Source organism: Bradyrhizobium sp. 141, assembly GCF_023074055.1.
GTDB lineage: Bacteria > Pseudomonadota > Alphaproteobacteria > Rhizobiales > Xanthobacteraceae > Bradyrhizobium.
In genome coordinates this window covers 1-22,449 of record NZ_JADPKR010000053.1, presented here as the reverse complement: position 1 = coordinate 22,449, position 22,449 = coordinate 1, and the positions used below count along the sequence as shown (strand labels likewise).

The following is a 22,449-nucleotide window of genomic DNA, read 5'->3' as shown; positions in this document are numbered from 1 at the left end:
AAAGACGCGCGCCGGGGTTTGGCAAGAATGTTCCCGGTGATGCGACGCTACGACGCGGATTGCAGTAATGACGCGCCGCAGTAGGACCAGATCACGAAGCGTCGCTACTTTTCAGAAAAGGCAGATCATCGGAATTTTGAATGAGCATGAGGCCGACGTTTCGGTCTCCGATCTGCCGCAAGCATGGCGTCAGCGCCGCCAGCAGCTACAAATGAAAAGCGACGTTCGGCGGGATGGAGGTGTCGGAGGCCAAGCGGCCGAAGACGCTCGAGGACGCGAACACGCGGCTGAAGCTGTTGCTGGCCGACGCATAGGCAATTCGGCCTAAGGACGTTCTGGAAGGTGGACTGCTGTTACAGCCAGCCGGGATGAGATCCGCGCACGCGGTTCAGGCGCTTGTGTCTCAATTGTATAGTTAATTCAATGGTGTACGAGTTCGCAATTTTGTCCTGAATGGCGCACCACGCCCCTGACGTCGGACATCCCCGAGATGTGGCTGCTCTCGAGCCACTACCATGGTTCGCTATACCAGACCGGCTGCCGCTGATATGATCTCTCGGCATTGGGACGGTAAACGGCAGCTCGCCACCGGACCTTTTTCTGCGATGCCGGCCTTCTGATCGGATTCGATCCCGCTCGCGCGCTTTTCGCATTGCCTCGACAAGAACGCTGAACAAATTCGTCAATGGCTGCCGCTGTCCCCGCTCACATTGGGAGATGTGCCATGGCTGCATCGGACTGGCGTCTCGAAGGCGAATGGATGAAGAACTGCACCTGTGCGTTTGGCTGCCCCTGCGATTTCAACGCGCCGCCGACCCAAGGCTATTGCAAGGGAATGGTCGCGATGCGGATCGCCAAAGGACATTTCGAAGGGACCAAGCTCGATGGTCTCTGCTTTGCGATCACGGTCGATTTCCCCGGGGCCCTTCATGAAGGCAACGGGACAATCCAGCCCATCATCGACGAACGCGCCACGGCGGAGCAGCGTCAGGCGTTGTTCGATATCTTTTCCGGCAAGCATTCGGCCGAAGGCACGCTTTTCCAGATCGTCAGCATGATCGTGACCAAGATCCACGATCCGGTGTTTGCGCCGTTCGAGTTTTCCTTCGACAAGGACGGACGCGTCGCAAAACTCGTCGCCATGGGCGTGCTTGAGACCGATGTCGAGCCGATCAAGAATCCGGTGACGGGTGATCCGCACCGCATTCAGGTGGTCATGCCCGAGGGATTCGAACATCGGGCGGCCGAGGTCGCATCCGCCAACATTCGCTCGACCGGTGCGATCCCGTTCGAGACCCGCGGTACGCATAGCTCGCTCGCCAATGTCGTGCAGACGCCCGAAGGCGTTGCGGCATGATGCGGCGCTGAAACCGAGACAAAACCTCGGTGTCAGCTCCTCATCGCTATGGACAAGTCGATGCAGGGGCGCTCGATACTGGAACACTTGCTCCACCGCGACCGGCTGATCGTCGCGATCGGGACCGCCGCTGTGGCGGCGCTCGCCTGGGCCTATCTCGCGGGCGGCGCCGGTATGGACACCGACATGATGGCCGAGATGCCGGACATGGCGCCGATGCCGTGGACGCTGCGCTCTGCCGCGCTGCTGTTCGCGATGTGGTGGGTGATGATGATCGCGATGATGGCGCCGAGCGCGGGGCCTACCGTCCTCTTGTATGCGACCGTCCGGCACAAGCACGAGACTGCATCCCGCGCGACAATCGATGCCTGGATCTTTCTCGCCGGGTACCTCGTGACATGGGCTGGGTTCAGTCTCGCAGCAGTCCTGGCGCAATGGGGGCTTGAGCGCCTCGGCCTCTTGTCGATGGCGATGGCAAGCACCAGCGCGGTTTTGGGCGGCATCATCCTGCTTGCCGCGGGCGTCTACCAGTTCACGCCTCTCAAACATGCCTGCCTGAGGTACTGCGAGAGTCCGCTGCTGTTTCTCAGCCGGCATTGGCGGCCCGGCACGCGCGGGGCATTCCGCATGGGGCTGCGCCACGGCAGCTACTGCGTCGGCTGCTGCTGGTTTCTGATGCTCTTGCTGTTTGTCGGCGGCGTGATGAACCTGGTCTGGATCGTCGGCCTCATGCTCTATGTCGCCGGCGAGAAGCTGCTGCCGTTCGGCCGAAGATTGAGCCATATGGCAGGCGTAATCCTCATCCTGTCCGGCGCGATCGTTCTTGCGCGCGCGGTGTGAGGCCCGAAAACTTCAGGGCCGCTAGAATACCGCCTCCCAACATGCCAACACCGCCCGGTTGCTGAAAAACGGCCGACCTCCGGGATCATACGAGCGCCGCAAGCTTAAGAATTGAGCATTGTTCCAACCGAAATTTAAGGCTGTCCCGCCTAACTTCGGCGCCATGGACAGGCCCGCGTCCGGTTTCCGGCCGGGGCCGTCCCTGTGCAAGGCGGAGAGAGGCGGTGCTGTTTTCGGCGATGAGCTCTGCCCTGCCCCTGTGGCTGACGCGGGGAGTGGGCAGGATGATGCTCGCGAGATCAATCCGCAGGGCGGCGCTGACGATTCTGCGCAATGCTCCGCTGCAGATCGCATTGTTCTTCCTGCCCCTGGCCTGGATCGGCTACTTCGCGATCACGTCATCGGAGCGGGCGGACGCGATCGGGCAGGCGCGGTCGCACGGCGACAGCGTCGCCGAACTGTTCGAGGAAAACACCGAACGCATCTTCGAGCGCGTCGATCAGTCGTTGCTGGTGGTGCGAACGCTCTACGCCCAGGATCCGCTCACCTTTAGCCTGAAGTCATGGTCCGACAAGGCCCGCATTGCGAGCGGCGACGTGGTTCAGTTCGCGCTGATCGGACTGGACGGCTACATGATCAATACGACCACGGGCTATTCGGGTCCGCCGCTCTATCTTGGCGATCGCGAGCACTTCATCAACGTCATGGCGCAAGCCGATGACCGCCTCTACGTCGCCACGCCAGTGCTGGGGCGGGCGTCGCACAAATGGACCATCCAGCTCGCGCGAAAGCTGTTCGACCTCGCCGGGAATCCGGTAGGCGTGGTCGTCGGCTCGCTCAGCGTCGACGTCGTCGGCAGGTTTTACGACACCGCAAAGCTCGGCGTCGGAGGAACGCTGGTGCTCAGAAATGCGAATTACGTGGTGCTCGCCGCCCGGGGCGTGGACCAGGGCTCCGTGATGGGTCAACGCGCGCCGAGCCGCGTCGAGGGCGAGCTGGGGGACGGCTTCTATGTGCAATATTGGAACGAGAACCGACCGAACCGCAGCGACCGGCTGATCACCGCGCGCAGGTCGCGGGCGTTTCCGCTCATCTTCACCGTCGGCATTTCGGAGCAGGAGATTTATTCCCGCTCCGCCTTCAGGCAGAAGGTCTATCTCGGCGGCGCGCTGCTGCTTACGTTCATCATCCTGGCCGCGACGACATTCCATTGGCGGCGGCAGCAGGCGCTGAATCGCGCCCACCGCGAGCTGCGCGATTTTGCCAGCAAGTTCGAGGATGCGCTCAGGACCCTTCCCCAGGGCTTGAGCATGTTCGACGGCCGTGACCGACTGATCGCGTTCAACCGGCAGTGGCTCGAACTCTACGGACTCGTACCGGAAGACATTCGGATCGGCATGGACTTCCGGGAGGTGTTCGCCAAGCAGACCGCCGTGCTCGACGTTGAGGCGTACCTCGTCGATTTGAAGAACCGGCTCGCGCAGTCGGAGCAGATCTCGAACACCGTGCAGTTTCCGGATGGACGGGTCGTCTACATCTCCTACGGCCGGCGCGAGGGTGGCGGCTGGGTTGCTACTCATGAGGACATCACCGAGCGCAAGGCGTCGGCGGACCGCATCGAGCGGCTGGCACATTACGACAGCCTGACCGGCCTTGCCAATCGCAACCTGTTCAAGGAGCGCATCGACGAGGCGCTGGCCCGCTCGCGGCGGCTGGAGCCCGCGTTCGCGGTACTCCTGCTCGATCTGGACAAGTTCAAGTCCGTCAATGACGCGCTCGGCCATCAATGCGGCGACGCGTTGCTGAAGCAGGTTGCCGACCGGATCAAGGCGCAGATTCGTGACGTCGATACGGCGGCGCGGATCGGCGGCGACGAGTTTGCCGTGATCGTGGCGCCGGGCCGGGCCGCGATGCGCGACGGCGCTGCGAGCCTGGCGGCGCGGCTGGTCCAGGCCATCGCCGAACCCTATCACATCGATGGCCATCCCGTCGTGATCGGCTGTAGCATTGGCCTTGCGCTCGTGCCCGAGCATGGCACACGGGTCGACGAGATACTTCGCAACGCCGATCTTGCGCTCTACAGGTCAAAGAATTCCGGCCGAAGCTGCTTCCACGTCTATTCAGCGGAGCTCAAGGCCGAAGCGGATCAGCGCAACGTGCTCGAGATCGAGCTGCGTGAAGCGATCTGGCGCGAGGAAATCGAGGTGTTTTATCAGCCCGTGATCGAGCTCGGCACCGGTCGGGTAAAATCGGTCGAGGCCCTGGCGCGCTGGCATCACGGCAGTAGGGGCTACATTCCTCCGGCGGAGTTCATTGCGGTTGCGGAGGCCGGGGGCTTGATCGTCGAGCTCGGCAATCAGGTGCTCGCCAGGGCCTGTCGCGATGCGACGAGCATGCCGGCCGACGTCAAGGTCGCTGTCAACCTCTCCGCCCTGCAATTTGCCAGCACCAATCTCGTCGACACCGTGACGTTTGCGTTGGCGCAGAGTGGCCTTCCGCAAACCCGGCTCGAGCTCGAGATCACCGAGAGCGTATTTCTCGCCGACAGCGAGGAGAACCTCAAGACGCTCCAGCGCCTCAAGGCGCTCGGCGTCTCCATTGCCCTCGATGATTTCGGTGTCGGATACTCGTCATTGTCCTATCTGACGGCGTTTCCGTTCGACAAGGTCAAGATCGACAAGTCATTCATCGACAGGATCGATCGCTGCGAGACCGTTGCCGTGCTCAAGTCCATCGTGCAGCTCGCGAAGACGTTGAAGCTGTCGATCGTCGCCGAGGGGGTCGAGTCCTCCGAACAGGTCAGACGGCTCCAATCACTCGGCATCTCGCTCGGCCAGGGATTTCACTTCAGCAAACCAGTGCCGCTCACCGGCTTGTCCTGGCAAGTCCCCGTGGCGCGCCGGAGACGACGTGCGGCGTGAGACGGGGCGTCGGGCCCCCATGGCGCGTTCGAGGCCGAAGCATCGCGCCGCGCGCAGCTAATTCCCGAGCCGGATCGCCTCCGCCCATTCCTGGCACTCCGCTTGCTCAGTCTCGACCAAATCCAGGCCTCAGCAGGGAGGCCGTTTCAGGTTGAGGCAAGCGATGCAGGAAGTGTCCCGTTCTGGTGCTACCGGTGAACTCAAGCTCGACGCGTTGATCGCCGATTTGTGGTGGCGCGTTCGGCTCTTGAATACCGATATCCTCGAAGAGGAGGCCAAATCCGGGGTGTTTGACGTGCAGCAGCCGACATATCCGCTGCTGGCCCTTAACCTTCGCGCGCGGCGCGACAATCTGGTCTCCACGATCGGCGTGCTCGAGGAGCGTGCGAAATCGGTGGCGGAAGCCGCTTGAGAACGGTCTCCTCCGATTGGACGATGCGAGATCGCCGACCGCATCGACGAGCATTCGTGATCGACGACACATATTATTCCGCTCCGTCAATCTAGCTTTGCGTCAGGTGGCTCGCAGTGATCCACCAGGCAAAGGACAAGACTGATGCGCAATTTCATTCTCGTGGCTTTCGCAGCGATCACGTTGGCAAGCGCGGTGACGCCCGCGAGCGCGCTAACGATCGTGCGCGATCATCGCGACCCGCCCGTCGTGCGCGACCATCGCAATCAGACCATCATCAGGGACCACCGCACTCATCCCGAGGTCCGCGATCACCGCCACTAAGCGTCTCGGCGGCGGAGTCGAACCAGGCCGGTTCGGCTCCGTTTCGCCTCACATGAAGCTCGACGATCACCTGCGCATGGCGCTTATGTCATTCGCGATTGTGAGGTCTGAGCACGAGCCACGCCCGCGCTCTCATGCTATTGCTGCCTCCGCAACGATTTGAGGCCGCCATGCTTCCCATTCCCGCCGACATCTTCACCGAGCCCGAGGACGTCTCGCCCGACGGCCTTGCCAATCTCGGCCCGCTCCGCCGCCTCGCAGGCCGTTGGCAGGCGGACAAGGGCATCGACATCAATCCGAAGGCGGAGGGTCCGGAGCGGCGGACCTTCATCGAGCGCATCCGCATGGACCCGATCGATCCGCAGGCCAACGGGCCGCAGCTGTTGTACGGGCTGCGCTATCACATCCACATCAACACGCCCGAGGAAGACATCACCTTCCATGACCAGGTCGGCTATTGGCTGTGGGAGCCCGCGACCGGGCTGATCATGCAGACGCTGGCCATTCCGCGCGGACAGGTGCTGCTGGCCTCGGGCAAGGCCGGGCCTGATGACAGGACAATCTCGGTCACCGCGAAGCGCGGCGACACCGCCTACGGGATCTGCTCGACCGATTTTCTGGAACAAGCCTTCCGCACCGATGCTTACCGTTGCGATATCACCTTCAACGACGACGGCAGCTGGACCTATCTGATCCAGACCGAGTTGTTCGTGCGCGGCGCGCCGTTCAATCATCGCGACACCAACACGCTGCAGCTGGTCGCGCCGCCAAAGCTCAATCCGCTCGCGGCGATCGTCAACGATCGCGCCAAGGAGAATGCGCCCGGCAATGGATCAGCGGCCTGAAGCGCTGCCCGGAGACTTGCATGAAACCGTATGTCATCTGCCTGATGCACTCCAGCCTCGACGGCCGCACGCACCCCAGCCGTTGGCGCCCGAAGGGGGCGGGGACGGACTGGTTCGAGAAGATTCATGACGAGCTCGGCGGCGATGCCTGGGTGATCGGCCGCGTCACCGGGTCGGAGTTCGCCAAGGGCCAGCCCTATCCCGCGAATGACGCGAAACTCCCGCGTGAAAACTGGTTCGCGCGGCGCGACGCGAAGACCTATGGCGTCGTGCTCGATGCGCAGGGCAAGATTGGCTGGGGCCGCTCGGACATCGGCGGCGACCCGATCGTCGTCGTGCTGACCGAGCGCGTGCCGGATTCGCATCTCGCCGGCCTGCGCGGCGAGGGCGTATCCTACATCTTTGCCGGCAAGTCCGAGATCGACCTGGCGCTGACACTGGACGTTCTCGGCCATGAGCTCGGCGTGAAGCGCCTGCTGGTGGAAGGCGGCGGCGTTGCCAATGGCGCGTTCCTGCGCGCCGGTCTCATCGACGAATTCAACCTGATCCTCAGCCCCGCGATCGACGGCGCAATGGGCGCGCCCTTCGTGTTCTCCTCGACGGAGGCGGACAGCGACAAGCGCGCGCCGATCGCCGCGATGACGCTGGAGAGCACGCGCGAGCTCGGCGGCGGTGTTCTGCTGCTGCGCTATCTGATCAGGAACGATCCCCAAGCCGCGAGCCGGTAGCTGCGGCCATGCCCGCGATAACAGAGCACATCGTCATCGTCGGCGCAGGCGCGGCCGGCCTGATGGCGGCGCGCGAGCTGGCGCGTGCTGGCCGGAAGGTGACGGTCCTGGAGGCGCGCAAGCGCTGCGGCGGCCGCGTCTATCCGCTGCCGGCCTCGCAGTTCGGCTACCCCGCCGGTGGCGGCGCCGAATTCGTCCATGGCGAGGCGCCGGTCACGCGCGGATTGCTGCGCGAGGCCGGCCTGTCGCTTCAGGTGATCGAGGGCGAGCAGTGGAGCTTTGACGGCACAGTGCTCTCGCGCGAGGAGCGCGACGATCCGCACGAGGCGGAGCTCCAGGCCGTGCTGGGGGATTTAAAGGACGATCTCACCGTCGCCGAGTTCCTGCGCCGGCATTTTGCCGGGGATGAATATGCGCCGATGCGCCATTCGATCGAGCGGATGGTCGAGGGCTATGACGCGGCCGATCCCGAGCACGCCTCGACGCTGGCGCTGCGCGAGGAATGGATGGATGGCGGGCACGCGCCGCAGGCGCGCATCGATGGCGGCTATGGCGCGCTGATCGACTTTCTGGCGGCCGACTGCCGCAGGCAGGGCGTCACCATTCATCTCGGTTGTGTGGTGTCGGCGATCGAGGAGGACGGCGGCATGCTCGCCGTTCACTGCACCGGCGGCGATGTGCGCGGCTGCGACCGCGCCATCCTCACCGTGCCGCTGCCGTTGCTGCGCGAGATCGCGCTGCCGGCGAGTGCGCGCGCGAGGCTTGCTGTTGCCGACGACATCGGCTTCGGCAATGTCGTCAAGATCCTGCTGCGCTTCGCGCGGCCATGGTGGCGCGAGCAACATCAGGATCTCGCACGCATGACCTTCCTGTTGTCCGACCAGAAGATCCCGGTGTGGTGGACCCAATATCCGAGCCGGCATGCCGTGCTCACCGGCTGGTTCGGCGGCCCGCGCACGGCGGAGCTGGAAAGCCTCGATCCGCAGCAACTGATTGAGGCCGGGCTCGATTCGCTCGCCGCCATCTTCAAGCTGTCGCGCGACGACATCGCGCGCGAGCTCGTGGCGGCGACGGCGACCAACTGGGCGCACGATCCTTTTGCCCGCGGCGCCTATTCATGGGCGACGCCGCGGACGCGCGCGGCACAAGCGATCCTCGCGCGTGCCGACGGCCTGGTGTTGTTCTCCGGTGAAGCGCTCTATCGCGGAGCCGACATGGGCACGGTGGAAGCGGCGCTCGCGAGCGGCCTGGAGACGGCCGGGATGATCCTGCGGGGATAGCTGCATCGTCATGCCCGGGCTTGTCCCGGGCGATCCACGTCTTGGCCACTGAACAGAACGTGGATGGCCGGGACAAGCCCGGCCATGACGATCGGGATGTCGTCAAGAAAAAGGCCCGCTGCGTGCGGGCCTCATCTCTCACCAGCGACTGCCGCCGAAGCCGAATGTCACGCTGGGGCCGCCGCCGTAATAGCCGTACGGCCCGCCGCCGTAATAGCCGTGATGCCTGGGGTAATAACCATAGTTGCGATAGTGCGGACGGTAGTAGCCGTGATGGTGGTGATGAGAGCGCCAATGATGGTGATGGCGATGGCCATGATGATGGTGCCGGTGCTGCGCGCTGATGTCGGTCGATTGGCCGGCCGGCGCGTTCCGCTTCGCGCTTGAATTGTCGGCCGCGTTTGCCGCCGATCCGCCGGCAAGCGCCGCAGCTCCGACCGCCATCGCGACAATGAGATACTTCATGTCATCACTCCAGTTGAATGTCGTGTGACAACAGATGGGCGTTCGCCGCGTTCCGGCCAGTGCGGGCGTCGAAACGACGCAGTTTCGCGACGCCCCGATTCGCGCCCATGAGTGCGTGTCGTGAGATTTATTGTCGCATCAACGGCGTTGCTCGCATTGCTGCCATCACTTGGCCGCGAACGACGCGATCACGTCACCAGTGGTAACGATGCGGGCGAACTCCCCATTCAGATTCGAAAGCGTCATCGCATGGATGTCCTCGGCGGAGTGCCTGTCGCCGTCGGGGCCGATGCGATCGAACGTCCATGTCGCATCGCGCACGAGGCGCGCCTCGAAGCCGAGATTGCCGGCCATCCGCGTCGTCGTTTCCACGCAATGATTGGTGGTGGCGCCGCAGATCACCACCGTGCCGATCCCGGCCGCGCGCAGGCGCTGTTCCAGATCGGTGCCGATGAAGGCGCTGTTGACGCGCTTGACGATCACCGTCTCGCCCGGCTGCTCGCGCGCCTCGTCCTTGACGGCATAGCCGGAACGCGATGGCAGAAACGATGAATTCGGCTTCGTGCCTTCATGGCGGATATGAAGGATCGGTGCGCCGCGCGCCCTGAATGCCTGCAGGAGAGCGGCAATCCGTGCCACCGCATCCGGATTGTTTCGTCGTTGTCCCGCCGCCTCCCATTCGTCGAACGCGCGCTGTACGTCGACGACGATGAGAGCGGGGAGGGGGTGAGGCATGATCGGACCTATCGGACGGGTGTGAAAGCGAATATGCGAGGAGGCAGACAACGCGCAATGCCAATCTTCCCTCGTTTCGCGACGCCATTACGGATCTGTAGCCCGGATGAGCGCAGCGATATCCGGGGCCGCTGACCCCGCATGTCGCTGCGCTCATGCGGGCTACGGGACGTACCCTCACGGGTGCGGATCGGGAAAGCCGTGGCGCTCTGAGAGTGCGGCGAGGATCGCGTCCTTGTCGGCGATGAAGGCGTGGCCCTGATGAGTGCCGGTCTGGTGCGGCGAGGTCGCTCCGTCAGCCAGAACCAGCAGCGGCAGCGACTGGTTCTCCTCGCCGAGAAGCGCGATCACCGGCTGCCTAGGGCGCGGCCATGCGATGCGCTCGACATCCAGCTTTTCGGCGAGCTGTGGAAACGAGGCCAGCACGCCCTCGATCAGCGCGCAATGCCAGCAATAGAACAGGCGCCCCGGAAAGGCCGGATCCTCGAAACCGGGGCGCAGCAAAATCAGGCGGTCGCGCGTCATGGATCGCTCCGAAGCATGGCCGCGACCATACACGCTGACCCCGGCGGAGGATGCCGCTACTTGAACGGATCCTGGATCGACGGCGACGACTGGCGGATGCGGCGCACACTCACCGGCTTACCGTCGGAGACGAACAGCAGTTCATATCGACGGCCTTCGTTGTCGGTCGCCGAGCAGGTGACGTCGTTGACCTTCCTGGCGGCGAAATTGCCGGTCTGGCGACAGAGGCCGGTGGAGGTCTGCTCGGCCGGCACCGGCAGGCCGTCGACCTTGGGACGGTCCTTGGAGTTGAGCAGCATGCGGTCGATCGGCAGCTCGTAGGAATTGTCGTCGGCGCGCTTGCCGTTCTCGCCGGAGAACGACACCACGTGGCTGTCGTCGGAGGGATCGTCGACCGCGACCGCGAAATTGACCCGGCCCTTGTCGCCATGGGCGTAGGCCACCGTCTTGCAGGCGAAGGTGCGGCCCGCGACCTTGAAGGTCTTGCAGTGGCCGGACATCAGCGCCAGCAGGTCGATATAGGCGTTCTGCTGTGCCGGGGGATTGTTGACCGGGATCGGCTTGGAAGTTTCGGCAAAACAAGGGCTTGCCGAAACGGCAAGGGTGGCGGCCAAAGCAAGCGTGGCGGCCAGCGGCGGTCGGCAGAGGCGCATCGGAGGGCTCACGTGCCAGGGAACCAGGGACAAGTTCCGCACCATAACCATCGAACCGCAAATTGGTTGCGATCCCGTTTGTTCAGCCAAGCCCGCCTGGAATACCACCGCGCCACCCCAACGGCGAATTCGCCCAAATCGCCCAACCCGTCCTAGCAGGCACTTGCCGTCAGGCCGGTGTTTTTTTCGTGGCGAAGCTTAGCCCATCGCCGCCTGCCAGCGCCTGTCGCGCAGAGATGGGCGGCGGTGCAGGCGGGCGTCCAGCAGGTCGCGGGCGCGGGGCAGCTCACCGCTGCGCATGAGCGCGACGACAAAGGTGTCTTCGATCAACTCGCGCTGGGCATGGCTGCCGCCGATCCGCACGACCTCGGTGAGAACAGGCGCGAGCGTTTGCACGCATGACGCGTAATCCTCATCCGCAAAGGCCGCCACCGCGCGGAAGATCGCCGGCACGACGGGGCCGGCCGGCAGCTTGCCCTTGGCGAGCCGCTGCTCGATGGTCGCAAGGCGCGTGGTGAGCGCCTCGCGGTCTTGCGTCGCGGCCGCGAACAGCGCCATGTGGACGTCGGCGAAAGACAGGCTCGACTTCGGAAACAGTTTTTGCGCGGCGTTGTCGGCTTCCTGCCAAAGCGTCCTCGGCACGGTGTGGCCGTAAGCCGACAGGCGCCAGAGCAGCGAGGCGGCGTCGGTGATGACGTTGAGCGGCGGCGCCTGGGTGGCCGAGGGTTGGAGCACGTCGGCATAGATCGACAGCGCGCGTGCCGCATCGCCATGCTCGAGCGCGCCGAGCGCCTGGTGCCAGCGGATATGGCCGTGCAGGAGTCCGGCGCGGTCGTAGGAGGGAATCCACTCATCGACGAGGCGGTCGGCCGCTTCGATCGAGCCGTCCTCGAACATCGCATGCAGCACCGCATGCGCGGCATGGGCATTCGCCCGGCGCAAATTGAAGCCGCGCTCGGTGACGACGCGGCCGCGCGCGACGTCGCCATTCTCGGTCATCGCCCAGCCGGCCATGGTGAGGAACCACCAATCCTCGCCGTAATGCTGCGCCACGCGCTCGCACAGCTCATGGCGTGCGCGGTCGTGGTCGGCCATGCCGGAGAAGGCGAACAAGCCGAACGCGCCGAGCGGCAGCGACAGCACCAATGCATCGCGCGGCCATTCGTCGATGTGCTTCAGCGTCGATGCGATCGCTTCAGGCAAGCGGCCCTCGATCGCGAGCGCCAGCGTCTCGACATGCGAGCGCTCGCGCGCGGTGCCGCGCTTCGCCATCAGTTCGCGCGCGAGCGCCGCCTTGCCTCGGGCGAGGTCGCCCTGCTGGTAGAAGGCATGCACGCGGGCGCGGGCAATGTGCGGAAGCGCGAAATCCGGGTCGGCCGCAATCGCGCGTTCCAGCGTCTCCGCCGTGCCGGTCCACCCCGCAAGCATGAGGTCGATGCCTTCGCAATAGGCGCTTGCTGCCGCATCGGATTCGGTGGAGAGCGGCAGGCCGTAGCGGTCTTGATGCGCCATCGTCGTCTCCGAAAGTTCACGCCGTCCGCGCGCGGCGGCCTTCGATCGGGTAGGCGGGATCGTTGTAGCCCGGCGTCGAGGGATGGCCCGGAACGACCAGCCTGTCGATCAGTGCCTCGTCATCCCCAGTGAAGCGATAGTCGAGCGCGCCGATGTAGCCATCCCACTGGTCCTCGGTGCGCGGGCCGGCGACGATCGAGGAGACGAAGGCGGAGTTCAGCACCCAGGCCACTGCGAACTGGCCGGCGGTGATGCCCTTCTTCTCGGCGTGGGTCTTGATCTCCTGCGCGAGCTGGAGCGATTCCGACCGCCACTCGGTCTGCATCATGCGGGTGTCGTTGCGGCCCGCGCGCGTTTCCTTGTCCGGGGCCGCGTCAGGCCGGTATTTGCCGGTCAGCACGCCGCGCGCCAGCGGGCTGTAGGGCACGATGCCGAGGCCGTAATAGGCGCAGGCCGGAAAATGCTCGACCTCGGGCATGCGGTTCATCGCATTGTAATAGGGCTGGCTTACCGCGGGCCGGTCGATGCCGAGGCGGTCGCAGATGTTGCAAATCTCTGCGACGCGCCAGGCGCGGTAGTTCGAGACGCCGAAATAGCGCACCTTGCCCGCGCGGATCAAATCGCCCATCGCGCGCACCGTCTCCTCCAGCGGCGTCGCATGGTCTTCCTTGTGCAGATAGTAGATGTCGATGTGGTCGGTGCCGAGCCGCCTCAGGCTCTCGTCGGCGGCCTGCAACACCCAGCGCCGCGACAGCCCGCCGCGATTGGGATCATTGCCCATTGGGTTGGCGAGCTTCGTGGCGAGCACCCAGGCGTGGCGATTGCCGGCAATGGCGCGGCCCACGACCTCCTCGGAGCCGCCTTTCGAATAGGCATCCGCCGTGTCGATGAAATTGATCCCGGCATCGAGTGCCTTCGCGATGATCCGCTTGGACGCGGCTTCATCGGTCGGCCCGCCGAACATCATGGTGCCCAAACAAATCGGCGACACTTTCAGGCCGCTGCGGCCGAGCTGGCGGTATTGCATGGGCTGTTTCCTCAACGCTTTGGTGGGCCGCAGCATAGCTGCCTCACTCCGTCATTGCGAGCGCAGCGAAGCAATCCAGAGCTGCGTCCGCGGAACGATCCTGGATTACTTCGCCGCGCTCGCAATGACAGTGCGGGGACGCTCGTGCCCCATACTCGATGTCATCGCCCGCCTTGTGCGCAATTGCGCACTGGGGCGGACGATCCAGTACTCCGAGACAGCTGTGGTCGATTGAGATGCTGCGGCGTACTGGATTCCCCGCTTTCGCGGGGAATGACAGCTGGGTGTAGCGCAGGCCTGACCGCACACCTACCCCGGCCCCTTCAATATCTTGAACACGCCATTCGCCATCACGATGCAGCGATCGTGCACTGTCACCTCCGTGCTCATGAAGATCAGACTGCGCGTCGAACGCACCACGCGCGGTCGGGAGATCAGGATGTCGCCGATCTGGCCGGCCTCGACGAAATGGGTGTCGAGCTGCACCGTCGCCAAAAATTCCTTGCCTGAGACGTAGCGGGCGGTCATGCCGCAGGTGCGGTCGGCGAAGGTCATCATCACGCCGCCCTGGACCATGCCACGGCGGTTGTGGTGCTTGTCTTCGGTCGCGAGCGCGAATTCGTACTGGCCGTCGACCTTGCGTTCCCACAAGGGGCCGATCAGGTGCAGGAAGCCCGTGGTCTCCAGAATGCTCCAGCCGTCTGATTTCAGCCTTGCGGCGGTCTTGTTGGTCATGCCGTCGTCCGTTCCTGTACGGGCCTTGCTATCTCGTTTCATCGAGGCCGGACGTGGTGTAGTCAAGCATCATGAGACCGTTCGACGATGCCACACGGCGGAATATCGCGGCCGCCTGCGCCGCCTTCAGCCGGCTGCCGGAGGAAGAAGCACCAATGGCATTGAAGCGTGCTGCGGTGGCGGTTGCGCTGACAGCAGCAGGCGAGGGCGATGACACTGCGCTGCTGCTCACGTTGCGCGCGTCGCACTTACGCGCCCATCGCGGCCAGTGGGCGCTGCCGGGCGGTCGCTGCGATGCCGGCGAGACGCCGGTCGAGGCCGCGCTGCGCGAGCTCGACGAGGAGCTTGGCCTTCGCCTCACCAGCGCGGAAGTGCTCGGCACGCTCGACGACTATCCGACCCGCTCCGGCTATCTGATCACGCCGGTCGTGGTCTGGGCCGTCGATAGCGCAGCGATCAGGCCGAACCCGGACGAGGTCGCTTCCGTCCATCGCATCGCGCTCGCCATGATCGAGCGCGAGGACGCCTTCGACTTCGTCGCCATCGCCGAGAGCGCCCGACGCGTGATCCGCTTTCATCATCAGATGAGCCTGATCCACGCGCCGACCGCGGCGCTGATCTACCAGTTCCGCGAGGTGCTGGCAGGCCGGCAGACCCGCGTGACCGAGCTGGAACAGCCGGTGTTCGCCTGGAGGTGACGCAAGGGACGAAAAAAATAGGTAAACGGCGCGTTAACGTGACGGTTACCGGATGCCTGCTAGGAAGGCAGCATGCATCATTCGATTCGAAATAGCCTGACGCTGGTTCCACTCGCGCTCGCCTTGCTCGCGCCGCCCGCGCGAGGCGGCGAGGCCGACGCATTGCCGCCCGCCATCCGCGATGCCAATGCTCAGTTGCTGTCGCAGTTTTTTGCGCAAGGCGGCGCCTCGCCCGCTGTGCTCGAATATCGCCGCAAGCTCGCGGAATATCAGGCGGCGCGTGCCGCTTTCGACGCCGAGGCCGGGGCCTATTGGAGCCAGATCTCGGAGAAGCGGAAAGGCCGCAACGCCAAGCGGCGCAGCGGGCAGCAGATCACGCTCGATGATTACGTGCTGGAGCATCCACCGCTCTATAACGGGCCGAAGAAGCCGGTGAATCCGGAGCCGGAGGAAACGCCGGATCGTCCCGTCAAAAGGCCGATCCCCGTAGTCGCCGATTTCCTGCGCGCGGCGCAGGAGCTCTACCAATTCACGCCGCAGCGCCCGGCGAGCGAGGTCGAGTTCAAGCGCGCCTATGCGCGCTACGCGCTCGCCTCCGGGCTGACGCGCGAGCAGGCGGTGCGGGTCTATGCGTTCGAGACCGGCGGCACCGGCAGCCACGACGTGCAGGCGGGAATCGAACATGGCGGCAAGCGCGCGATCTCGACCGCGATGGGCTACAACCAGCTTCTGACCACCAACAGCGTCGAGCTGCTGGCCGAGCAGGGCCACGAACTCATTCGTGCGCTCTCCGAGAAGGTGGCGCGTACGTCCGGGCCGGCGCGGCAGGCGCTCGAGCACAAGCTCGTCGTGCTCAAGAAAATGGTGGCGCATGCGAAGTCGGTGCCCGACACCTGGTCGGAGCATGAGAAGATCGGCAACACCGCGCAGGGCTGGGCCATGCATGCGATGGTGATCGACATCGATGTCGGTCCGATGCTGCAGACGCATAAGCTTCTGACCTCGGTGCTGTTCGCCCGCGCCAAGGGCTACAGCCGTCCGCTCACCGCGGCCGAGCTCGAGATGATGAACCTCACCGGCGACGGCACCGGCCTCGACATGGTGACGATGCCGCAGGCGATGCGGGAGCAGGTGCCGACCTCGAACTTCTTCCAGCGCGGCGGCTACGAGCGCAACCCGGTCGCGATCCGCCACAACACGGTGGCCAAGCTGCTTGCGGTGACGGATGAGCGGATGGATTCGAACAGCGGCAAGGCCGGCGCAAGGGAGCTGGCAGGGGCGTTTTAAGGGACCGCCGTAGGGTGGGCAAAGCGAAGCGTGCCCACCATTCTCATGAGAGCGCGCTGATAGATGGTGGGCACGGCGCTAGCGCGCCTTTGTCCACCGTACGGCGGCGTCGTCGTGGTGAGCTGCGCGTCCCCTATTGATCCGGCCCGAACTTGAACTTGCCGTCGCCTTCCAGATACGGGCCGCTGCGCATGTAGAGCTGGCCGTTGTGGCCGAGGAAGAACAACGTGCCCTTCGGCACTTTCTTGGCGCCCTTCAGCAGTTCGCCGGCGTTGCTGGTGCCCATCTTGTAGGAAAAGGTCTTGCCTTCCTTGTCATAGGCGTAGCCCGTGTCGGGCTTGAGCTCCCAGGGCGTTGCCGGGACTTGCGCCAATGCGGGCGCGGCAAAGGCGCCCAGCGCGACTGCAATTGCAAATGGCTTGATTGAAAATGCCGTCATTCCCATCCTCCCACGATCGGGACATTCCGGGCTTGAACAAATCACGAACGACATGTCCGGGTCAATTTGCGAAAGCGCCGCAGCGCATCACGTCTTGCCCAGTAGCTTGTGATTTTCCCTTCGTCCCCTCGCGACTATGTTCCGCTTTCCGTCTAGAACGCAACTCGACAAGATTATTGGTGGGGATGATTCGGATGCGCCATGTGATTAAACTTTGCTGGGCTGCTGCATTGTCGCTGACGGCGCTGGCGCCGGCCGCCCGGGCCGATGATTACCAGCTGAGCCACAACCAGCGCATTTCATGCAGCCGCGGCCTTGCGCCGGGCAAGCTGAACACGGCGACCTGCAAGTCCTACACTTATCTCTTCAACACCAAGACCTCGGAATATTTCCGCTGTCAGGTCTCCCTGGCGCTCACCCGCGATAACAAGGAAGTCATCAACGTCCAGACCGACGGCGGCTGTACCAAGAAGCCGCGCATCTTCGAGACCGACGGCCGTTACGATTTCGACGCGACCGAGACCGAGCCGCCGAACACCAATTCGTTCTTCGGCCCCGGCGGCTATTCGGTGTGGGCCGCCGACGTCAGCGCGCAGAAGATCCGCGGCTGCATCACCATCTCCTCCGGGCTCGGCTCCGACATCTCCAAGTGCCTGGACATGACGTTCCAGTGAGGGCGCGTGACGGAGCGTTCAATCGTCGCCTCGTAGGAGGTGCGCTCCCTCCCCCGCTTGCGGGGGAGGGTCGGGGAGAGGGTGTCTCCACAAAGGGATACTGCCCTAGAGGAAAGAACCCTCACCCGCGCCTTCGGCGCGACCTCTCCCGCATCCGCCTTCGCCAAGGCTTCGGCGGACAAGCGCGGGAGAAGGTGAGTGCGCCACCTCGCCGCGGCCGCCAGGTTCCCGAATAATCGAGTCGGAACGGCCATTTACCGCAGTTCTGTTTTGCCTTTTGGATGGGTTGACCCGCCCCTCTCATCCGGCCAATTTCCCCGCCGGTTTGGGGAGTACAACAACCATGAAACGGACGATTTTCGGCGCGGCCGCGGCTCTTGCTCTGGCGGCGTCGGCACCTTGCGCGCAGGCGCAATCCTTCATCAACGTGCTGACCGGCGGCACCTCCGGCGTCTACTATCCGCTCGGGGTCGCGATCGGAAAGATCTACGGCGACAAGATTCCGAACGTGAAGACGCAGGTGCAGGCCACCAAGGCGTCGGTCGAGAATTTGATCCTGCTGCAGCAGGGCCGCGGCGAGCTGGCGTTCACGCTGGGCGATTCGCTCAAGGCCGCCTGGGACGGCGAGGAGGAAGCGGGCTTCAAGACCAAGCTCGACAAGCTCAGGACCATCGGCGCGATCTATCCGAACTACATCCAGATCGTCGCCACCGCTGAGTCCGGCATCAAGACGCTGGCCGACCTGAAGGGCAAGAGTCTCTCTGTCGGTGCGCCGAAGTCGGGCACGGAGCTGAATTCGCGCGCGATCCTCACGGCGGCCGGCATGAGCTACAAGGATCTCGGCAAGGTCGAGTATCTGCCGTTCGCCGAATCCGTCGATCTCATGAAGAACCGCCAGCTCGCAGCGACGCTGCAATCGGCCGGAGCGGCGTCGCCTCGCTGAAGGATCTGTCGACCTCAAGCCCGATCACGGTGGTGTCGGTGCCGAAGGAGACCGTGGACAAGATCGGCCCGCCGTTCATCTCCGCGATCATTCCGGCCAATACCTATACCGGCCAGGACAAGGACGTGCCGACCGCTGCTGTGGTCAACTACCTCGTCACCAGCTCGGCCGTGTCGGACGATCTCGCCTACCAGATGACGAAGCTGGTTTTCGAGTCGCTGCCGGAATTGCAGAATGCCCACGCGGCCGGCAAGGAGATCAAGCTCGAGACCGCCGCCAATGGCAGCCCGGTTCCGCTGCACCCCGGCGCGATCCGCTATTACAAGGAAAAAGGGCTGATCAAGTAAGGTCGGCTCTCGTAACAGGGCGTCATGGCCGGGCTCGTCCCGGCCATCCACGTTCTGGGGCAAGGCGAGAAAGATCGTGGATGCTCGGGACAAGCCCGGGCATGACGGCGCGGGTGGACCGTGCCAAGCTATAAGCGCTGGACGGCTGGGGACGACTTAAAATGCTAGAAAAGGCAGAGGCCACTAAGGCCCCCATCAAAGTCGAGTTCGATAATTTCGAGCACGGTTTTCCCGAAGGCTTTGGCCCGGGCTGGTGGGGGCATCTCGCTTACTGGATCGGGATCGCCTTCGCCACCTTCCAGCTCTATGTCGCTGCCTTCAACTATCTGCCGAGCCAGGTGGTGCGCGGCGTCCATGTCGGCTTCCTCGTCCTGCTCACCTTCGGCCTGATTGCCAACTTCACGGCGAAGAGCAGTTTCGGCCGCGCGCTCGGCTGGGTGGTCGGCGGCGCCGGTTTTCTCTGCGGGCTCTACCAGTGGATCTTCTATGCCGATTTGATCGCGCGCGATGGCGATCCGACGCGGCTCGATCTCGTGGTCGGCACGCTGCTGGCGGTGCTGATCTTCGAAGGCACACGGCGCCTGATGGGCGCGGCGCTGCCGCTGATGTGCGGCGCGTGCCTCGTCTACTGGTTCTTCGGTCAGTACCTGCCGTCGCCACTCAATCATCGCGGCTATGATTTCGATCAGATCGTCACGCATCTGTCGTTCGGCACCGAGGGCTTCTACGGCGTGCCGATCTACGTCTCGGCGACCTACATCTTCCTGTTCATCCTGTTCGGCTCGTTCCTGGAGCGCGCCGGCATGATCCAGCTGTTCACCGACGTTTCGCTCGGCCTGTTCGGCCGCACCCGCGGGGGACCTGCGAAAGTCGCGGTGTTCGCCTCGGGGATGATGGGCACGATCTCCGGCTCGGGCGTCGCCAATGTCGTGACCGTCGGCCAGTTCACGATCCCGCTGATGATCAGGTTCGGTTATCGCCGCGCGTTTGCGGCGGGCGTCGAGGCCACGGCCTCGATGGGCGGACAGATCATGCCGCCGGTGATGGGCGCGGTCGCCTTCATCATGGCCGAGACGCTGGGCGTGCAATATTCGGAGATCGTGAAGGCGGCGGCTATCCCTGCGATTCTCTATTTCGCGTCCGCATTCTGGATGGTGCATCTGGAAGCCGGCAAGCACGGCCTCGTCGGCATGAAGCGCTCGGAAATCCCGAGTGCCTGGAAGGCGCTGGTGACGCGCTGGTATCTCGTGCTGCCGCTGGCCGCCCTGATCTACATGCTGTTCGAGGGTTTTACGCCGCTCTATGCCGGCAGCATGGGCCTTGCTCTCACGGTGACGCTGATCCTCGGCACCGCCATCACGACGGGAGCCTCTTCGAATGTGATCCGCTACATCTTCTGGATCGGGCTCGCGCTCGTCGTTGCCGCGCTGTCGCGTGACGGCCTCCAGATCGTGCCGGTTACGACCGTCGTGGTCGGTCTGATCGTGATCACGGCCTTCGTCCGCGGTGGCTTTGCGGCGTTGCGTGCCTGCCGCGACGCGCTGGCCGAGAGCGCCAAATCCGCCATCACGGTCGGCATGGCCTGCGCCATCGTCGGCGTCATCATCGGCATGATGTCGCAGACCGGCGTCGGCACCATCTTCGGCGGCTGGGTGATCGGGCTTGGCGAGAAGAGCCTGTTCCTGGCGCTGATCATGACCATGCTGCTGTCGATCCTGCTTGGCACCGGCATTCCGACCATACCGACCTATATCATCACCGCCGCGCTCGCCGCGCCCGCGCTGGCCAAGTTAGGGGTGCCGCTGATCGCGAGCCACATGTTCGCGTTCTACTACGGCATCATGGCCGACCTCTCGCCGCCGGTGGCACTGGCCGCGCTCGCGGCGGCGCCGATCGCCAAGGAGAACCCGGACAAGATCGGCTGGGAGGCGATGCGCATCGCGCTCGCCGGCTACGTCATCCCCTTCATCTTCGTCTATTCGCCGGCGTTGATGCTCCAGGCCGGCGATCCCATGGCGGCCAAGCTCGGCTTCTACGGTGCGGTGGCGCTGGCAGCCGTCAAAGCGCTCGCGGCGATCGCCCTGTTCGGCATGGTGGCGATCGGCTTCCTGTTCACGCGGCTGACGCTGATCGAGCGCCTGGTCGCGCTCGGCGCCGCGTTATGCCTGCTCGGCGAATTCCCGTTCAGCGACACCGCGGGCTTCGTGCTGACGGCGGCGATCGTGCTGTGGCAATGGCGGCAGCGCCCGCCGGCGCCTGTCGAGGCGGTGTGAGCCTCTGCTTCGCAACAGCAGGTGGCGTGAAGGCGCTGACGCTCACCGCCTTCACGCTGGTCTGGACGCATTCGATCGCCAAGGTCGACTGGCAGGAGGATTGGCGCGTCACGCCCGCCGGCCTCGAACTGGTGCAGGCCCGGGTCAAGGGCACCGGCCCCGGCATGGAGCCGCCGCCCGAGGCGCGGCTGGTCGACGGCTGGTTTCAGTGGCAGCCGAAGCGGGCAGCCATGCAAGAGGTCGTGCTCGGCAATTCGGGCGCGGCGGGGGAGTGGCGGCTGTGCCATGACGGACAGTGCCGGACGCTGTCGGAGATTGTCGGGCATCCGATCGGTGCTAACGTCACCACGATGAAAGTCTGCAACGATCCGTAGCCCGGATGGAGCGAAGCGTAATCCGGGACCACTGCCCCGGATTGCGCTGCGCTCCATCCGGGCTACAACAAGAACAACAACAAAGGAGACAGGCGATGAATCGGCTCAAGGGCAAGGTTGCGATGGTGGTGGGGGCCGGCTCGATCGGTCCCGGCTGGGGCAACGGCAAGGCGACCGCGGTGACCTTCGCGCGCGAGGGCGCGCAGGTGTTTTGCGTCGACCGCAACGGCACTGCGGCCGAGGAGACCGCGAAGATCATCGCCGGCGAGGGCGGCAAGGCGACCGCATTCACCGCCGACGTCTCGCGGGCGAGCGAGATCGAGGCGATGGTGGCGGCATGCCTGAAGGCCTATGGCCGCATCGACGTGCTCGACAACAATGTCGGCATCGCCGAGATGGGGAGCGTGGTCGAGGTGACCGAGGAGAGCTGGGACCGCGTCTTCAGCGTCAACCTCAAGAGCGCCTATTTCGCCATGAAGCACGTCATCCCAGTGATGGTGAAGCAGGGCGGCGGCTCGATCATCAACATCTCCTCGATCGCCTCGATCCGCCACATGGGCATCTCCTACGTGACCTACGGCACCTCGAAGGCGGCGATGAACCAGATGACGCGCACCACGGCGATCGAGTTCGCGCGCCACCATGTGCGCGTCAACGCGATCCTGCCCGGCCTGATGAAAACGCCGATGGTCGAACATTCCGCGGGCCTTGCCGCCAGCTACGCCAAGGGCGATGTCGAGGCGATGTGGCGCGCCCGCGACGCGCAAGTGCCGATGGGGCACATGGGCGATGCCTTCGACGTCGCCAACGCCGCATTGTTCCTGGCGTCGGACGAGTCGAAATATGTGACGGGGATCGAGCTCGTGGTCGACGGCGGGATCACGTGCAAGGCGGGGGCGTAGCACAACTAGCTCACAGCCGGGCCGTCGCCCTTCGAGGGCCGCTAAAGGAGCGGCCACCTCAGAGGCTGTGAATCTATGTGATTTGGCGCGTTTCCGTTTGCCGAACGGTGAGCCGAATGATTCTCTGCTTTCAAAGGTCGATGGAGGCAGGGA

Annotated in this window: 22 protein-coding genes and 2 pseudogenes; 16 read left to right on the top strand and 8 right to left on the bottom strand. The window is 64.4% G+C overall.

The features are described 5' to 3' along the window. Positions 1-67: 67 nt before the first annotated feature. From IVA81_RS14550 to IVA81_RS14500, 9 genes and pseudogenes are all read left to right on the top strand, one after another. Positions 68-311: pseudogene (locus IVA81_RS14550) on the top strand (transposase); the annotation flags it as partial. Positions 312-724: 413 nt separating this feature from the next. Beyond that, positions 725-1,357: a DUF1326 domain-containing protein gene (locus tag IVA81_RS14545; protein WP_247319038.1), complete on the top strand. Its 633-nt coding sequence runs from the start codon at positions 725-727 to the stop codon at positions 1,355-1,357. Between the two features lie 132 nt (positions 1,358-1,489). After that, a complete protein-coding gene (locus tag IVA81_RS14540; protein ID WP_346659391.1) occupies positions 1,490-2,197 on the top strand; it encodes a DUF2182 domain-containing protein in 708 nt (235 codons plus the stop codon). Positions 2,198-2,481: 284 nt separating this feature from the next. Continuing rightward, positions 2,482-5,118, top strand: a complete 2,637-nt coding sequence (locus IVA81_RS40580; RefSeq protein WP_276578185.1) for an EAL domain-containing protein — start codon at positions 2,482-2,484, stop codon at positions 5,116-5,118. Between the two features lie 163 nt (positions 5,119-5,281). Beyond that, the gene (locus IVA81_RS14520) at positions 5,282-5,530 is read left to right on the top strand and encodes a hypothetical protein (RefSeq protein ID WP_247319030.1); all 249 of its coding nucleotides are present in this window, start codon (positions 5,282-5,284) and stop codon (positions 5,528-5,530) included. A gap of 144 nt (positions 5,531-5,674) precedes the next feature. After that, positions 5,675-5,854, top strand: a complete 180-nt coding sequence (locus tag IVA81_RS14515; RefSeq protein WP_247319027.1) for a hypothetical protein — start codon at positions 5,675-5,677, stop codon at positions 5,852-5,854. Positions 5,855-6,024: 170 nt separating this feature from the next. Then, entirely contained in the window at positions 6,025-6,699 is a 675-nt protein-coding gene (locus IVA81_RS14510) for a heme-binding beta-barrel domain-containing protein (RefSeq protein ID WP_247319014.1), read from the top strand. 20 nt (positions 6,700-6,719) lie between these two features. Continuing rightward, complete coding sequence (locus IVA81_RS14505) at positions 6,720-7,427, top strand: dihydrofolate reductase family protein (RefSeq protein ID WP_247319010.1); 708 nt, start codon at positions 6,720-6,722, stop codon at positions 7,425-7,427. Between the two features lie 8 nt (positions 7,428-7,435). After that, positions 7,436-8,707 carry an NAD(P)/FAD-dependent oxidoreductase gene (locus tag IVA81_RS14500; RefSeq protein ID WP_247319008.1) on the top strand — a complete coding sequence of 424 codons (1,272 nt, stop codon included), beginning with the start codon at positions 7,436-7,438 and terminating at the stop codon, positions 8,705-8,707. A gap of 138 nt (positions 8,708-8,845) precedes the next feature. Here the strand turns inward: IVA81_RS14500 and IVA81_RS14495 are convergent, their stop codons facing one another. From IVA81_RS14495 to IVA81_RS14465, 7 genes are all read right to left on the bottom strand, one after another. Beyond that, positions 8,846-9,172, bottom strand: a complete 327-nt coding sequence (locus tag IVA81_RS14495) for a hypothetical protein (protein WP_247319006.1) — start codon at positions 9,170-9,172, stop codon at positions 8,846-8,848. Positions 9,173-9,337: 165 nt separating this feature from the next. After that, complete coding sequence (locus IVA81_RS14490; RefSeq protein ID WP_247319586.1) at positions 9,338-9,907, bottom strand: cysteine hydrolase family protein; 570 nt, start codon at positions 9,905-9,907, stop codon at positions 9,338-9,340. Positions 9,908-10,084: 177 nt separating this feature from the next. Beyond that, a complete protein-coding gene (locus IVA81_RS14485) occupies positions 10,085-10,432 on the bottom strand; it encodes a DUF3088 domain-containing protein (RefSeq protein WP_247319004.1) in 348 nt (115 codons plus the stop codon). Positions 10,433-10,488: 56 nt separating this feature from the next. Further along, a complete protein-coding gene (locus IVA81_RS14480; RefSeq protein WP_247319003.1) occupies positions 10,489-11,085 on the bottom strand; it encodes a hypothetical protein in 597 nt (198 codons plus the stop codon). A gap of 198 nt (positions 11,086-11,283) precedes the next feature. Further along, on the bottom strand, positions 11,284-12,597 hold the full coding sequence (locus IVA81_RS14475) for a tetratricopeptide repeat protein (protein WP_247319001.1): 1,314 nt from the start codon (positions 12,595-12,597) through the stop codon (positions 11,284-11,286). A 16-nt stretch (positions 12,598-12,613) separates the two neighbouring features. After that, positions 12,614-13,624 (bottom strand): aldo/keto reductase, encoded by a 1,011-nt coding sequence (locus IVA81_RS14470; protein WP_247319000.1) that lies wholly within the window; start codon positions 13,622-13,624, stop codon positions 12,614-12,616. Between the two features lie 309 nt (positions 13,625-13,933). Beyond that, positions 13,934-14,359, bottom strand: coding sequence for a PaaI family thioesterase (locus tag IVA81_RS14465; protein WP_247318999.1), 426 nt, complete (start codon positions 14,357-14,359; stop codon positions 13,934-13,936). A 71-nt stretch (positions 14,360-14,430) separates the two neighbouring features. Here IVA81_RS14465 and IVA81_RS14460 point away from each other — a divergent pair, with 71 nt between their 5' ends. Next, a complete protein-coding gene (locus tag IVA81_RS14460) occupies positions 14,431-15,057 on the top strand; it encodes a CoA pyrophosphatase (RefSeq protein ID WP_247318998.1) in 627 nt (208 codons plus the stop codon). A 72-nt stretch (positions 15,058-15,129) separates the two neighbouring features. Next, the gene (locus tag IVA81_RS14455; protein ID WP_247318997.1) at positions 15,130-16,344 is read left to right on the top strand and encodes a hypothetical protein; all 1,215 of its coding nucleotides are present in this window, start codon (positions 15,130-15,132) and stop codon (positions 16,342-16,344) included. A 133-nt stretch (positions 16,345-16,477) separates the two neighbouring features. On the opposite strand, the gene IVA81_RS14450 is transcribed toward IVA81_RS14455, so the two are convergent. After that, positions 16,478-16,783 carry a hypothetical protein gene (locus IVA81_RS14450; protein WP_247318996.1) on the bottom strand — a complete coding sequence of 102 codons (306 nt, stop codon included), beginning with the start codon at positions 16,781-16,783 and terminating at the stop codon, positions 16,478-16,480. Between the two features lie 194 nt (positions 16,784-16,977). Between IVA81_RS14450 and IVA81_RS14445 the strand changes: the two genes are divergently transcribed. The 5 genes and pseudogenes from IVA81_RS14445 to IVA81_RS14425 all read left to right on the top strand — a co-directional run bounded on the left by IVA81_RS14445 (position 16,978) and on the right by IVA81_RS14425 (position 22,296). After that, positions 16,978-17,457, top strand: coding sequence for a hypothetical protein (locus IVA81_RS14445; RefSeq protein WP_247318995.1), 480 nt, complete (start codon positions 16,978-16,980; stop codon positions 17,455-17,457). 343 nt (positions 17,458-17,800) lie between these two features. Continuing rightward, positions 17,801-18,747, top strand: a pseudogene (locus tag IVA81_RS14440) (TAXI family TRAP transporter solute-binding subunit). Positions 18,748-18,908: 161 nt separating this feature from the next. Beyond that, positions 18,909-21,020 (top strand): TRAP transporter permease, encoded by a 2,112-nt coding sequence (locus tag IVA81_RS14435; protein WP_247318991.1) that lies wholly within the window; start codon positions 18,909-18,911, stop codon positions 21,018-21,020. Then, a complete protein-coding gene (locus tag IVA81_RS14430) occupies positions 20,981-21,394 on the top strand; it encodes a DUF1850 domain-containing protein (protein ID WP_247318987.1) in 414 nt (137 codons plus the stop codon). Before IVA81_RS14435 ends, IVA81_RS14430 begins: the two co-directional genes overlap by 40 nt. Before the next feature lie 95 nt (positions 21,395-21,489). Next, positions 21,490-22,296, top strand: coding sequence for a glucose 1-dehydrogenase (locus IVA81_RS14425; RefSeq protein WP_247318984.1), 807 nt, complete (start codon positions 21,490-21,492; stop codon positions 22,294-22,296). Positions 22,297-22,449 lie beyond the last annotated feature (153 nt).

Bases quoted from the DNA above. Each gene is read 5' to 3' on its own strand.
- IVA81_RS14545 (WP_247319038.1), top strand. From the start codon at position 725: ATGGCTGCATCGGACTGGCGTCTCGAAGGCGAATGGATGAAGAACTGC.
- IVA81_RS40580 (WP_276578185.1), top strand. From the start codon at position 2,482: ATGATGCTCGCGAGATCAATCCGCAGGGCGGCGCTGACGATTCTGCGC.
- IVA81_RS14520 (WP_247319030.1), top strand. From the start codon at position 5,282: ATGCAGGAAGTGTCCCGTTCTGGTGCTACCGGTGAACTCAAGCTCGAC.
- IVA81_RS14515 (WP_247319027.1), top strand. From the start codon at position 5,675: ATGCGCAATTTCATTCTCGTGGCTTTCGCAGCGATCACGTTGGCAAGC.
- IVA81_RS14510 (WP_247319014.1), top strand. From the start codon at position 6,025: ATGCTTCCCATTCCCGCCGACATCTTCACCGAGCCCGAGGACGTCTCG.
- IVA81_RS14505 (WP_247319010.1), top strand. From the start codon at position 6,720: ATGAAACCGTATGTCATCTGCCTGATGCACTCCAGCCTCGACGGCCGC.
- IVA81_RS14500 (WP_247319008.1), top strand. From the start codon at position 7,436: ATGCCCGCGATAACAGAGCACATCGTCATCGTCGGCGCAGGCGCGGCC.
- IVA81_RS14495 (WP_247319006.1), bottom strand. From the start codon at position 9,172: ATGAAGTATCTCATTGTCGCGATGGCGGTCGGAGCTGCGGCGCTTGCC.
- IVA81_RS14490 (WP_247319586.1), bottom strand. From the start codon at position 9,907: ATGCCTCACCCCCTCCCCGCTCTCATCGTCGTCGACGTACAGCGCGCG.
- IVA81_RS14485 (WP_247319004.1), bottom strand. From the start codon at position 10,432: ATGACGCGCGACCGCCTGATTTTGCTGCGCCCCGGTTTCGAGGATCCG.
- IVA81_RS14480 (WP_247319003.1), bottom strand. From the start codon at position 11,085: ATGCGCCTCTGCCGACCGCCGCTGGCCGCCACGCTTGCTTTGGCCGCC.
- IVA81_RS14475 (WP_247319001.1), bottom strand. From the start codon at position 12,597: ATGGCGCATCAAGACCGCTACGGCCTGCCGCTCTCCACCGAATCCGAT.
- IVA81_RS14470 (WP_247319000.1), bottom strand. From the start codon at position 13,624: ATGCAATACCGCCAGCTCGGCCGCAGCGGCCTGAAAGTGTCGCCGATT.
- IVA81_RS14465 (WP_247318999.1), bottom strand. From the start codon at position 14,359: ATGACCAACAAGACCGCCGCAAGGCTGAAATCAGACGGCTGGAGCATT.
- IVA81_RS14460 (WP_247318998.1), top strand. From the start codon at position 14,431: ATGAGACCGTTCGACGATGCCACACGGCGGAATATCGCGGCCGCCTGC.
- IVA81_RS14455 (WP_247318997.1), top strand. From the start codon at position 15,130: ATGCATCATTCGATTCGAAATAGCCTGACGCTGGTTCCACTCGCGCTC.
- IVA81_RS14450 (WP_247318996.1), bottom strand. From the start codon at position 16,783: ATGACGGCATTTTCAATCAAGCCATTTGCAATTGCAGTCGCGCTGGGC.
- IVA81_RS14445 (WP_247318995.1), top strand. From the start codon at position 16,978: ATGCGCCATGTGATTAAACTTTGCTGGGCTGCTGCATTGTCGCTGACG.
- IVA81_RS14435 (WP_247318991.1), top strand. From the start codon at position 18,909: ATGCTAGAAAAGGCAGAGGCCACTAAGGCCCCCATCAAAGTCGAGTTC.
- IVA81_RS14430 (WP_247318987.1), top strand. From the start codon at position 20,981: ATGGCGGCAGCGCCCGCCGGCGCCTGTCGAGGCGGTGTGAGCCTCTGC.
- IVA81_RS14425 (WP_247318984.1), top strand. From the start codon at position 21,490: ATGAATCGGCTCAAGGGCAAGGTTGCGATGGTGGTGGGGGCCGGCTCG.